Below are 12,375 nucleotides of genomic sequence, written 5' to 3' on the forward strand. Positions count from 1 at the left end.
GCGCCGGAACGCTTCGATAGGGAGTCCGTGTGAATTTCGCCCTGGTATTGTTTCTGCTGCTCGTCGCCACCGGAGTGCTGTGGCTGATCGATCGCTTCGTCGCGCGCAAACGACGCGCCCCCGGTTCGCCGCCGCCGTGGTGGGTCGAGTACGGGGCGAGTTTTTTCCCCGTCATCCTGATCGTGTTCGCGCTGCGATCCTTTCTCGTCGAGCCGTTCAAGATTCCGTCGGGCTCGATGATTCCGACGCTGCTCGTCGGGGACTTCATCCTCGTCAACAAATGGGTCTATGGCATTCGCGTGCCGGTGATCAACAAGAAGATCATCGACGTCGAGGACCCGAAACGCGGCGACGTGATGGTGTTCCGCTATCCCGCCGATCCTTCGCTCGACTACATCAAGCGCGTGGTCGGCCTGCCTGGCGACAAGGTCGAATACCTGAACAAGCGACTGCGGATCAACGGTGAACTGGTCGAACTCGTCCCCCAGCCCGACTACCTTCACCCGGATCGCCTCTACTATTCCCCGCGGTTCGCCGAGAAACTCGGCGACACCAACCATTCGGTGCTGATCGAGCGTGACACGCCGGCCTTCGTTCCGCATGTGCTGGATTTCCCCTACCGCGAAAACTGCACCTACACGACGGCCGGTGTAACCTGCACCGTACCGCAGGGCCATTATTTCGTCATGGGCGACAACCGTGATGCAAGCAGCGACAGCCGCGTGTGGGGTTTCGTGCCGGACGGGAACATCGTCGGGCGCGCATTTTTCATCTGGTTCAACTTCAGCGACATGAAGCGCATCGGTGGTTTCCATTGATACGGAGAACTTAATCGCATGAAAAGCAGACAACTGGGCCTTAGCCTGATCGGCGTGCTGATTGTCGGGGCACTGCTGGGCTCGGCGTTGCTGGTCGCTTTCCGCACCGTGCCGGCGATCAACGAATACCTGGCCATCAAGCGCAACGTGAAACTGGTCGCGGAAGAAGGCGACAACGGCGTGGCGGCGCCCGAACTGCGCCGCAGCTTCGACCGGCGCCGGCAGATCGACGACGTCGTCACGGTCAGCGGAGCAGACCTCGACATCTCCAAGCCGGGCGGGAAGACGGTCGTCGAAGTCGTTTACGAACGCAAGGTGCCGGTGGCAGGGAACGTCAGCCTGCTGTTCGACTTCCAGGCCACGTCGGCCGAACAATAGTGGCAGACAAGCTCGACCGCCTGCAGCGCAGCCTCGGCCACCGGTTCGACAATCCGGCGCTGCTGGAACAGGCACTCACGCATCGCAGTTTCGGACAGCCGAACAACGAGCGCCTGGAATTTCTCGGCGACAGCATCCTCAACTGTGTCGTCGCGATTGCGCTGTTCGAGCGTTTCGCGAGCCTGCGCGAAGGCGAGATGTCGCGCCTGCGCGCATCGCTGGTGTGCCAGGACGGCCTGCACCGGGTCGCGCTGGAACTCGACCTCGGTGACTATCTTCGCCTGGGCGAAGGCGAGATGAAGAGCGGCGGCTTTCGCCGTCCGTCGATTCTCGCGGATGCGCTCGAGGCAGTGTTCGCCGCGACATTTCTCGATCAGGGCTTCGCCGCGGCGAAAGCGGTGATCGATCGCCTGTACGGCCCGATGATCGCCGCGATCGATCCGCAGGTCGCCGCGAAAGACCCGAAGACGGCACTGCAGGAAGTGCTGCAGGGGCGCAAGCTGCCATTGCCGACCTATGTGATGGCCAAGGTCCACGGCGAAGCCCACGCGCAGGAATTCGAGGTGGTGTGCGAGGTCAACGCACTGAACCTTCGCACCACCGGCCGCGGCACCAGCCGCCGTGCCGCAGAACAGCAAGCGGCCGAACTCGCGCTGGCCAAGTTGAGGAAGCAATGAATCAGGAAAACACGCCGCAAGCCGATGACAAGGCGCCGTTTCGCACCGGCTTCGTCGCCATCGTCGGGCGCCCCAACGTTGGCAAGTCGACTTTGCTGAACCGGTTGATCGGGCAGAAGATCAGTATCGTCTCGCGCAAGGCCCAGACCACGCGCCATCGCGTCACCGGCATTCTGACGAGCGACACTGCGCAGTTCGTGTTCGTCGATACGCCCGGTTTCCAGACACGACATCGCAACGCGCTGAATCGCTCGATGAACCGCACCGTGTCGCAGGTGCTCGGCGACGTCGATCTGGTGTTCCTGGTGATCGAGGCGGGGCGCTTCGGCGACGACGACCGCAAGGTCGTCTCGGTGCTGCCGGCCGACGCGAAAGTGGTGCTGGTCATCAACAAGGTCGACCGGCTGGGCGACAAGAGCCAGCTTCTGCCGTTCATCGCGAAGATGGCGGAAGTCCATCCCTTCACCGAAATCGTGCCGTTGAGTGCCGAACGCGGCACGAACGTCGAAGCGCTCGTGAAAACGGCCACGCCGTTGCTCCCCGAAGGCGAACCGATGTACGGCCCCGACGAGATCACGGACCGCAGTGAACGTTTCCTGGCGGCGGAATTCCTGCGCGAGAAGCTGTTCCGCCTGCTCGGCGACGAACTGCCCTACGGCGTCGCCGTCGAGATCGAGAAGTTCGAGACAGAAGGCAACCTGCGTCGCATTTATGCAGCCGTCGTGGTCGACAGGTCCAGCCACAAGGGCATCGTCATCGGCAAGGGCGGCGAACAGCTGAAGCGCATCGCCTCCGAGGCGCGTGTCGAACTCGAAAAGCTCTTCGACAGCAAGGTGTTCCTCGAAGTGTGGGTCAAGGTCAAGAGCGGCTGGGCCGATGACGAACGGGCGCTCAAGAGTCTCGGCTACGAATAATCCGACCCTGCGCGTGGGGCCGTGAGCCAGAAGCAGCGCATCGACCAGCAACCTGCATTCGTCCTGCACACTTATCCGTGGCGCGAAACCAGCCTGATCGTCGAGATTTTCTCGCGGGATCACGGCCGGGTCGCGCTGGTGGCCAAGGGCGCGCGCCGGCCGATGTCGGCGCTGCGCGGCGTGATCATGGCGTTCCAGCCGCTGCTGATGGACTGGTCCGGCGGAGGCGAGGTCAAGACCCTGGTGCGCGCGGAATGGCGCGGCGGGCAGCCGCTGCTCACCGGCCGGGCGCTGATGTGCGGTTACTACCTCAATGAATTGCTGGTGCGGCTCACCGCACGCGAGGATGCGCATCCGGCGCTGTTCGATGCTTACGCGGACGCGCTTTCGCAGTTAGGACGCGGCGACGTGGCGCCGATCCTGCGGCGCTTCGAACTCACGCTGCTGCGCGAACTCGGTTACGGCGTCGGCCTGGACATCGAGGGCGACTCGAACCGGGCCGTCGATCCCGCGCAGCAGTACCTCTATATAATCGAGAAAGGTCCGGTACGGCTCGCCGGCGACGACGAAGGCCTGCCGGGGGTGAGCGGCCAGACGTTGCTCGACATGGCGCATGGCGATTTTTCCCGCGCCGAAACCCTTTTCCAGAGCAAGGCGCTGCTGCGCCTGCTGATCAACCACTATCTCGGCGGACAGCCGCTGCAGTCGCGCCGGGTGCTGAAGGAGTTGCAGGAACTGTGATCGAACTCGGCGTCAATATCGACCACGTCGCGACACTGCGCCAGGCGCGCCGCACGTGGGAACCGGATCCCGCCTGGGCAGCGATGGAAGCCCATCTGGGCGGAGCGGACGGCATCACGGTGCATCTGCGCGAGGACCGTCGCCATATCCAGGACGAGGACGTGCGCAGGCTGCGCGAGCTCACGCAGATCAAGCTGAACCTCGAGATGGCCGCGACCGACGAGATGGTCGGCATCGCGTGCGCGCTCAGGCCGGAGATGGCGATGCTGGTGCCGGAAGGGCGCCACGAGGTGACGACCGAGGGCGGACTCGACGTGGGGGCGCAGGAAAAGCGGTTGAAGGACGTCGTCGCACGGCTCGCCGACGCCGGCATCGTCACCAGCGTGTTCATCGACGCCGAACTCGAGCAGGTCGAGGCGGCCGCCCGCATCGGCGCCCGGGTCTGCGAAATCCATACCGGCCCTTATGCCCATGCGTTCCATGCCGCCGGCCGCGATGCGGAAAGTGCTGCGGTCGTGGAGCAGATCGACAAGGTCCGCCGCGCTGGCGAGGCGATTCGGGCGCTCGACATGCGCTTCAATGCCGGCCATGCGTTGAATTACTACAACGTGCAGCCGATCGCGTGTTTGCCGGGGGTGCGCGAACTGCATATCGGGCACGCCATCGTCAGCCGTTCGGTGTTCACCGGCCTGCGCGAGGCGGTGCGCGAAATGAAGCGGCTGATGCGCGAGGCCGCCGGCGCCGGGCGATGAGCGGGGGCGCATGATCCACGGCATCGGCACCGACATCGTGCAGATCGGACGCGTGCAGCGCTCGCTGGACCGTCATGGGGCGCGCTTCGCCGCGCGGATTCTTGCCGCATCCGAGCACGACGGCTTTGCGGCGAGCCGCGACCCTGCACGTTTCCTCGCCAAGCGCTTCGCGGCAAAGGAAGCGTTTGGCAAGGCGCTCGGAACGGGCGTCGCGGTTCCGGCAACGCTGCACGCGGTGGCGGTCGACCACGACGAGCTCGGCAAGCCGCTGTATTGCTACGACGCGGCGCTGGCCGGCTTTCTGGCCGAGCGCGGCCTCAATGCGCATTTGAGCCTCACCGACGAGGCGGACTACGTCGTCGCCTTCGCCCTGATCGAGAAACGATGACTTTCCAATCCGGTTCGCCCGCCACCGTCCGGCCGCTCGGGCCGGTGATGCTCGATGTCGCAGGCCTTGCGCTCACGGATGAAGAGCGCGAGCGGCTGCTCGACCCGCTGGTCGGCGGCGTGATCCTGTTCGCCCGCAACTTCCGCGACTCGGAACAGTTGCGGGCGCTGACTGCCGAGATCCATGCGCTGCGCAGCCCGGCGCTGATCATCGCCGTCGATCACGAAGGCGGTCGGGTGCAGCGTTTTCGCACCGGCGGCTTCACGCGCATTCCGTCGATGCGCTGCCTGGGCCGCCTCTGGGAGCGCGACCATGTCGCCGCCCTCGAATCCGCGCGCTGCGCGGGCTATGTCCTCGCCGCCGAGCTCCTCGCGCATGGCGTCGATCTCAGCTTCACGCCGGTGCTCGATCTCGACTACGGTTGCAGCCGCGTCGTCGGCGACCGGGCTTTCCACCGCGATCCGCTCGTCGTCGCCGCGCTCGCGCAGTCGCTGGTGTCGGGCATGGCGGAGGCAGGCATGGGCTGCGTCGGCAAGCATTTTCCGGGTCACGGCTATGCCGAAGCGGATTCGCACGTCGAGATCCCGGTCGATGAACGCGAGTTCGAGGCGATCTGGGCCGAGGACATCGCACCGTACCGCCACCGGTTGGGGCGCCAGCTGGCCGGCGTGATGCCCGCGCACGTCCTCTACCCTCGTGTCGATCCGAATCCGGCCGGTTTCTCGCGTTTCTGGCTGCAGGACATCCTGCGCGGGCGCGTCGGCTTTGGCGGCGTGATCTTCAGCGACGACCTGACGATGGAAGGCGCGACGGTCGTCGGCGACATCCTCGCCCGCGCGCGCGCCGCGTTCAGCGCCGGGTGCGACATGGTGCTGGTGTGCAACCGGCCTGACCTCGCGGTCGACCTGCTCGACCGCTGGGCGCCCGACATCGCTGCGGAAAGCCGGGCGCGCATCGAGGCGTTGCGCTCGCGTCCGCACGCTGCCGATCCGTTCGCGCTGGAACTGCATCCCGTCTATCGGCAGGCGCGTGACGTCGTCGCCGGCCTCGTCGAGGACGCGGCCTAGATCGCGCTCGCGGGGGTCTTCACCATGGCTGCTCCCGGTACACCGTTCGACGCGCGGACCTTCCTCAGGACGGTCCCCGAGGAACCTGGTGTCTATCGCATGATCGGCGCCGACGAGCGGGTCCTCTACGTCGGCAAGGCGAAGAATCTCAAGCGCCGGGTGTCGAGCTATTTCCAGCGCACCCAGCCGAGCCCGCGGATCGCGATGATGGTCGCGCAGATCCTGCGTGTCGACATCACGCCGACGCGCTCCGAGGCTGAAGCGCTGCTGCTCGAGAACAACCTCATCAAGAGTCTCGCGCCGCGCTATAACATCCTGTTTCGCGACGACAAAACCTATCCGTACATCGAACTGTCCGGCGACGGGTTCCCACGTCTTGCTTACCACCGCGGCGCGTTCACCAAAGGCGCGCGCTATTTCGGCCCGTTCCCGAACGTATGGGCGGTGCGCGAAAGCATCCACCTGCTACAGAAGACGTTCCGCCTGCGCACCTGCGAAAACCCGGTGTTCCAGAACCGCTCGCGCCCGTGCCTGCTGCACCAGATCAAGCGCTGCAGCGCGCCCTGCGTCGGCCTGATCGACAAGGACGCCTACGCCGCCGACGTCAGGCTCGCGGCGCGTTTCCTCGACGGTCGGGCTTCGGAAGTCATCGACGATCTCACGGCCCGCATGCACGCCGCGGCCGAACGCCTGGCGTTCGAGGAGGCCGCGGCGTGCCGTGACCAGGTGCGCGTCCTGCAGGCGGTGCTCGCGCGCCAGTTCGTCGACAGCCGCAAGGACGAGGATGTCGACATCCTCGCCGCAGTCGAGGAGGGCGGCGTGACCTGCGTCAACATCGCCATGGTGCGCGGCGGCCGGCATCTCGGCGACCGCCCGCAGTTCCCGAGTGCAACGGCCGGGATTGGCACGCTGGACGCTGCGCTCGCGTTCATCGAGCAGCACTACCGCGAACACGAGCTGCCGGCGAAGCTGCTCGTGAATGTGCCGCTCGCCCCGGTGAGGGTGCTGATGGACGAGATCCGCGACAAACCCTGCGTGTTGCTCGCGCCGCGTCTGGAGGCTGAAAAAGTGTGGATGGGGATGGCGGAGAACAACGCGCGCCTCGCCATCGTCGCCCGCGCGCGCGACACCGGCCGGGCCGAAATGCGCCTCGAAGCCCTGCGCGAGGCGCTCGACCTGGCTGAGGTACCGCGGCGAATCGAGTGCTTCGACATCAGTCACACGATGGGCGAGGCGACCGTCGCGTCATGCGTCGTGAGCGTCGATGGGGCGATGAAGAACTCTGAATACCGACGCTACAACATCACCGGAATCACGCCCGGCGATGATTTCGCCGCCATGCGCCAGGTCCTCGAGCGCCGCTACGGTAAGGTCGCGGCCGGCGACGGCGTGTGCCCCGACCTGATCCTGATCGACGGCGGCAAGGGGCAGGTCAGTTCGGCACGTTCGGTGCTGGCTGACGTCGGGCTGGAATCGGTTGCGATGGTCGGGGTGGCCAAAGGCGAGGAGCGCAAGCCCGGCCTGGAGACGCTGGTCTTTCCGGACGGCCGTACGCAGAACCTCGCAATCGATCACCCGGCACTGCACCTGATCCAGGAAATCCGCGACGAGGCCCACCGCTTCGCAATCACGGGGCACCGCGCCAGGCGGGCGAAAGCGCGTATCGGGTCACGGCTCGAGGACATTCCCGGCATCGGTCCGACGCGCCGGCGCAACCTGCTTGCGAGCTTCGGCGGACTCGACGGCGTGCGCGCCGCGACCATCGAGGACCTGTGCCGCGTCGGCGGGGTCAGCCGAAAGACTGCGGAAGCGATATACAATGCGCTGCATTGACGCGCTCCCATCGGCCCGAAGGGCCTCATTCAATGCTATTCAATGTTCCGAATTCGCTGACCTGGGCGCGCATTGCGCTGATCCCGCTGTTCGTCGGCGTATTTTATCTTCCCGACAGCTGGCTCGACGCCGAAGAGAAAAACTTCGCCGCAACGGCCATTTTCATCGTCGCAGCCGTCACCGACTGGTTCGACGGTTATCTCGCCCGCGCACTCAACCAGACTTCGGCCTTCGGCGCGTTTCTCGATCCGGTTGCGGACAAGCTGATGGTTGCGGCGGCGCTGATCCTGCTTGTGCAGCTCGCGCGCGTCGATTCGATCATCGCCGTCGTCATCATTGGCCGGGAGATCACGATTTCGGCACTTCGCGAATGGATGGCGCGGGTCGGGCAATCGGCCGGGGTTGCGGTCGCTTTTGTCGGGAAGTTGAAAACCGCGGCGCAGATGACGGCCATTCCGCTGCTGCTCTACAACGCACCGCTGCTGTCGCTGGACCTGAGAGCGATCGGTAACGTCCTGATTTATATTGCGGCAGCCCTCACATTATGGTCGATGGGGTATTACCTTCACCGTGCGATGCCGCAACTCGCCCGCTATGATCGAGAGGTTCGAAGCAAAGCGGTTGACAGGTAAAAATCCGGACCTATAATGGCGGTCTTTCAGCGGGAATAGCTCAGTTGGTAGAGCGCAACCTTGCCAAGGTTGAGGTCGCGAGTTCGAGACTCGTTTCCCGCTCCAGAATTTCCGGGAAATCCAATTTGGATTTCCCTCCCGGTGGAGGCGCATCGGGAAGGCAGGCCAGTAACCTGGCGCGATGGCAGAGTGGTTATGCAGCGGCCTGCAAAGCCGTGTACATCGGTTCGATTCCGGTTCGCGCCTCCAGAAGTACATGCGGGAATAGCTCAGTTGGTAGAGCGCAACCTTGCCAAGGTTGAGGTCGCGAGTTCGAGACTCGTTTCCCGCTCCAGAAATTGACAAAAGGAAGGTGCAAGCGCACCTTCCTTTTGTCGTTTACCGGCTCTGGCCATGTCCGCCTGCCGAAACATTCCATTTTCGTTGCCGCGCGCTGCGGTCGTGCCCGATTACGGGGCGAACGGCCTCTATGGCCTCGTCGGCGCGATCCGTGACTATCTCGACGGCCAGCACTGGGCGGTGCCCGGCGAGGAACGCGCCGATCCCGAGCAGGATGAACGGGCGCCGGTGCTGGTGTTCCTGCTCATCGACGGCCTCGGCGACACCTTCCTGCAGCAGTTTGGGACGGGAAGCGTGCTGCTCGCGCACCGGCGGCGGCGGATGACTTCGGTTTTCCCGAGCACGACAGCGAGCGCGGTAACGACCACGCTCACCGGGCTGGCGCCGGCCCGGCATGGCTTGACCGGCTGGTTCATTCACGACCGGCGCTTCGGCGGCGTGGTCGCGCCGTTGCCGATGAGGAAACGTTCGGGCGGACTCATTCGCGGCTCGATGGCGCGAGAGCGGCTCTTCCCGTACCCGAGCCTGTTCCAGAACCGCAGGCGCAAGTCGATTTACGTCAATCCGCGCAGCCTCGCGTATTCGCCATACTCCACGAGGCATGGCCGTGGCGCCGACATCGTCGCGTATCGCGGGCTCCAGGGGATGGTCGCTGCGGTAGCGGCTGCAGCAAGGGCGCTGAAGAGTGCAGCGGGTGGTTATATCCACGCCTACTATCCTGTGTTCGACGCACTGAGCCATGCGCACGGCTGCGAGTCCGACGAGGCCGTCGCGCAGTTTCGCCACATCGACGCCGCGTTCGCCGCCTTGCTCGATGAACTGGCCGGAACCGGCGTCGACGTCGTCGCGAGCGCGGATCACGGCTTCATCGATTCGCCTGCGGAGCGCGTGATCCGCTTCGAACGGTTTCCGGAGGCTGCGGCAATGCTCGCCGGGCCGTTGTTCGGCGAACGTCGGGCTGCGCTATGTGAGCTTCGCCGGGGGGCGGAGGACGATTTCCGCTCGTTCGTCGAGGCGGAGCTGGGGGGCAAGGCAGTGTTGGTCCGTTCGCCGGAGCTGCTGCGCAGCGGGTTTTTCGGCCCGGGGCCGCGACACCGGCAGTTGCGCGAACGCCTCGGCAGCCATGCACTGCTGATGGAACCCGGCTGGACGATCACCGACAGCGTGCCCGGCGAACACGCGCACCGGATGATCGGCGTGCATGGCGGACTGTCGCCGCAGGAAATGTGGGTGCCGCTGATTCACGCCCGCTGCTGAGGGTTGCCTGGAGCGGGCTGTCCGGGTCAGTGCAATTCTTCGTCGTCCGGCGGGACGGGGAGCACCATGATGCCTTCGTCGATGAGTTCCCCGATGTCGTCGTGCGACGCTTTCCCCTTGATGTTGCGCGCTTCGCTCTCGCCGTAGTGGATGCGGCGGGCTTCCTCGACGAACCGCTCGCCGACGTCCTCCGACTCCTTGCCGAAGCGGCGCAGCATCGCCACGGCCGTGGCGACCGCGTCCATCTGCCGGGTGGTTGCGGGATGCGACGAGGGGCGCGGTGGCGGAGCGGCGGGCGGAGTCGAGCCGGTGTTGACGTACGGAGCGGTCGGGCGCCGGCTGATCGAAGCTGAGCCGCAAACGGGACAGACGACCTGTCCGCGCTCACGCTGTGCTTCGAACGCGGCAGCCGAGCCGAACCAGCCTTCGAACAGGTGCTCGTGGTCGCAGCAAAGGTTCAGAACGATCACCGCAGGAAGTCCTGGAGAAAATCACGCGCAGCGCGCTAGCTGGTGCCGGGGACGGGACTTGAACCCGTAAGCCCGAAGGCGGCGGATTTTAAGTCCGCTGTGTATACCGATTTCACCACCCCGGCGCCGATGGGTGGCGCATTCTACCCCGCGGCTGACACCCCTGCACAACGGCTCCGACTGGGCCTGGCCGCGCAGCCGGCTTCAGCGATCATGCGGTTTTTTCTTGCCGGGCTTGAACCCAGTGGAGGAGGGGCGCTTTTCACTGCTGAAGGATCTCGGGCCGGAGCTTCCTGGACGGGCGGGTTTGCCGCCGGGGTGGGCGGCGTGACGCGGTGCTGCTCCGGGACGAGGGGCTCCCGGCCGCACGCGGGCCGCGTCGCGCTTCGCTTCCTCGGCGTCGAGCGGGCGGATGTTCAGCTGGTGCTGGCGCACGCGCACCCGGCGCAGGATGTCGAGCACGTCATGCGGCAGGCCGCTCGGCAGCTCGACGGTGCTGTAGTCCTCGTAGAGATTGATCTGCCCGATATAGCGGCTTTCGATGCCGGCCTCGTTGGCGATCGCGCCGACGATGTCCTTTGGCGTTGCCTGCTGGTTGCGGCCGACTTCGATGCGGTAGCGCTGCAGATTGCCCTCGGAAAACTCGCGCCGGCGTTCGAGTATTTTCTCGCGGTTTTCGCGCAGCGCGCGCTCGGCGCCCGGTTCACGCTGCGGTTCGGCGAGGCGCGCGATGTCAGGGCCTTTCGACTCCGGCAGTTGCAGCGGGCGCTCGCGCTGCGCGAGGAAGGCGAGCGCGGCGGCGATGTCGTGGAGTTCGGCTTCGTGGCTCGATTCCATGCCGGCGACGACATCGCGGAAGAACGCGAGGTCTTCGGATTCGAGCACTGTGGCGACTTGCTGGCGGAACGCGGCGACTCGCTTGTCGGCGACGGCTTCGCGCGACGGTAGTTGCAGCGCCTCGATCGGCTGGCGGGTCGCACGCTCGATGACTTTCAGCATGCGTATCTCGCGCGGCGCGACGAACAGGATCGCGCTGCCGGTGCGGCCCGCGCGTCCGGTGCGGCCGATGCGATGCACATACGCTTCGGTGTCGTACGGGATGTCGTAGTTGATGACGTGGCTGATGCGCGAGACATCGAGCCCGCGCGCGGCGACGTCGGTCGCGACGACGATGTCGAGCTGCCCGCCCTTGAGCTGTTCGATGACCCGTTCGCGCAGCTGCTGCGTCATGTCGCCGTTGAGCGCGGCGGCCGAGTAGCCGCGCGCCTCGAGCTTGTCGGCGAGCTCGGCGGTCGCGGTCTTGGTGCGGACGAAGATGATCGCCGCGTCGAAATCCTCCTCGACTTCGAGGATGCGCGTCAGCGCGTCGAGCTTGTGCGCGACGCTGATCTGGCAGTAGCGCTGGCGGATCGCCGCGACCGTGGTCGTGCTGGCCTTGATCTTCACTTCGCGCGGGTCGCGCAGGTAACGGTGCGCGACGCGGCGGATCGCATCGGGCATCGTCGCCGAGAACAGCGCGGTCTGGCGCTCGGCCGGCGTGTGCTGCAGGATCCATTCGACGTCGTCGATGAACCCCATGCGCAGCATCTCGTCGGCTTCGTCGAGTACCAGCGTCGTCAGGCTGTCGAGATTGAGGCTCTTGCGCTCGATGTGGTCCATGACGCGGCCCGGCGTGCCGACGATGACGTGGGCGCCGCGGGCGAGCTGGCGCAGTTGCACGACCATGCTCTGGCCGCCGTACACCGGCAGCACGTGGAAACCGGGCAGATTCTTGGCATAACGCTGGAAAGCCTCGGCCACCTGGATCGCGAGTTCGCGGGTCGGCGCGAGCACGAGCACCTGCGGATTCTTGATGCTCAGGTCGAGCCGGTCGAGCAGCGGCAGCGCGAACGCGGCAGTCTTGCCGGTGCCGGTCTGCGCCTCGCCGAGCAGGTCGTGCCCGGCGAGCAGATGCGGGATGCAGACCGCCTGGATCGGCGACGGCGTTTCATAGCCGATTTCGGACAGCGCGTCGAGCAGCGGTGCACGGAGATCGAGTTGGGCGAAGCTTTCGATGGGGGAAGTCATGGAGGTCTGGTGCGGGCAGCGGAAAGGGAGGAAGCGCCGAGC

13 protein-coding genes and 4 tRNA genes are annotated in these 12,375 nt (G+C 65.6%); 14 read left to right on the forward strand and 3 right to left on the reverse strand.

The genetic code is table 11. The features are described 5' to 3' along the window. Positions 1–29 precede the first annotated feature (29 nt). From lepB to GO606_RS02085, 14 genes are all read left to right on the forward strand, one after another. Entirely contained in the window at positions 30–818 is a 789-nt protein-coding gene (lepB, locus tag GO606_RS02020; protein WP_169117852.1) for a signal peptidase I, read from the forward strand. Positions 819–836: 18 nt separating this feature from the next. Beyond that, the gene (locus GO606_RS02025; protein WP_169117851.1) at positions 837–1,196 is read left to right on the forward strand and encodes a DUF4845 domain-containing protein; all 360 of its coding nucleotides are present in this window, start codon (positions 837–839) and stop codon (positions 1,194–1,196) included. Continuing rightward, positions 1,196–1,873 (forward strand): ribonuclease III, encoded by a 678-nt coding sequence (rnc, locus tag GO606_RS02030; protein WP_169117850.1) that lies wholly within the window; start codon positions 1,196–1,198, stop codon positions 1,871–1,873. The genes GO606_RS02025 and rnc overlap by 1 nt, the downstream gene beginning before the upstream one ends. Continuing rightward, complete coding sequence (gene era, locus GO606_RS02035; RefSeq protein ID WP_169117849.1) at positions 1,870–2,787, forward strand: GTPase Era; 918 nt, start codon at positions 1,870–1,872, stop codon at positions 2,785–2,787. The genes rnc and era overlap by 4 nt, the downstream gene beginning before the upstream one ends. Before the next feature lie 21 nt (positions 2,788–2,808). Further along, positions 2,809–3,528, forward strand: coding sequence for a DNA repair protein RecO (recO, locus tag GO606_RS02040; RefSeq protein ID WP_169117848.1), 720 nt, complete (start codon positions 2,809–2,811; stop codon positions 3,526–3,528). Next, the gene (locus tag GO606_RS02045) at positions 3,525–4,280 is read left to right on the forward strand and encodes a pyridoxine 5'-phosphate synthase (protein WP_169117847.1); all 756 of its coding nucleotides are present in this window, start codon (positions 3,525–3,527) and stop codon (positions 4,278–4,280) included. The genes recO and GO606_RS02045 overlap by 4 nt, the downstream gene beginning before the upstream one ends. Before the next feature lie 10 nt (positions 4,281–4,290). Next, positions 4,291–4,668: a holo-ACP synthase gene (gene acpS / locus GO606_RS02050; RefSeq protein ID WP_169117846.1), complete on the forward strand. Its 378-nt coding sequence runs from the start codon at positions 4,291–4,293 to the stop codon at positions 4,666–4,668. After that, the gene (gene nagZ, locus GO606_RS02055; protein ID WP_169117845.1) at positions 4,665–5,735 is read left to right on the forward strand and encodes a beta-N-acetylhexosaminidase; all 1,071 of its coding nucleotides are present in this window, start codon (positions 4,665–4,667) and stop codon (positions 5,733–5,735) included. Before acpS ends, nagZ begins: the two co-directional genes overlap by 4 nt. Before the next feature lie 24 nt (positions 5,736–5,759). Continuing rightward, entirely contained in the window at positions 5,760–7,568 is a 1,809-nt protein-coding gene (uvrC, locus tag GO606_RS02060; RefSeq protein WP_169117844.1) for an excinuclease ABC subunit UvrC, read from the forward strand. A gap of 32 nt (positions 7,569–7,600) precedes the next feature. Then, on the forward strand, positions 7,601–8,200 hold the full coding sequence (gene pgsA / locus GO606_RS02065; protein WP_169117899.1) for a CDP-diacylglycerol--glycerol-3-phosphate 3-phosphatidyltransferase: 600 nt from the start codon (positions 7,601–7,603) through the stop codon (positions 8,198–8,200). Between the two features lie 29 nt (positions 8,201–8,229). Next, positions 8,230–8,305: transfer RNA gene (locus GO606_RS02070), tRNA-Gly, on the forward strand. A 70-nt stretch (positions 8,306–8,375) separates the two neighbouring features. Next, positions 8,376–8,449 (forward strand) — tRNA-Cys (locus tag GO606_RS02075). Between the two features lie 9 nt (positions 8,450–8,458). Next, positions 8,459–8,534, forward strand: a tRNA-Gly gene (locus tag GO606_RS02080). Positions 8,535–8,593: 59 nt separating this feature from the next. Continuing rightward, positions 8,594–9,796 (forward strand): alkaline phosphatase family protein, encoded by a 1,203-nt coding sequence (locus tag GO606_RS02085; protein WP_169117843.1) that lies wholly within the window; start codon positions 8,594–8,596, stop codon positions 9,794–9,796. A 26-nt stretch (positions 9,797–9,822) separates the two neighbouring features. On the opposite strand, the gene GO606_RS02090 is transcribed toward GO606_RS02085, so the two are convergent. From GO606_RS02090 to GO606_RS02100, 3 genes are all read right to left on the reverse strand, one after another. Beyond that, positions 9,823–10,266: a DUF1178 family protein gene (locus GO606_RS02090; protein WP_169117842.1), complete on the reverse strand. Its 444-nt coding sequence runs from the start codon at positions 10,264–10,266 to the stop codon at positions 9,823–9,825. Positions 10,267–10,306: 40 nt separating this feature from the next. Next, a tRNA-Leu gene (locus tag GO606_RS02095) sits at positions 10,307–10,391 on the reverse strand. A gap of 79 nt (positions 10,392–10,470) precedes the next feature. Next, positions 10,471–12,333, reverse strand: coding sequence for a DEAD/DEAH box helicase (locus tag GO606_RS02100; RefSeq protein WP_169117841.1), 1,863 nt, complete (start codon positions 12,331–12,333; stop codon positions 10,471–10,473). Positions 12,334–12,375 lie beyond the last annotated feature (42 nt).

The organism is Aromatoleum anaerobium (genome assembly GCF_012910705.2).
In the GTDB taxonomy this organism is placed as follows: Bacteria; Pseudomonadota; Gammaproteobacteria; order Burkholderiales; family Rhodocyclaceae; genus Aromatoleum; species Aromatoleum anaerobium.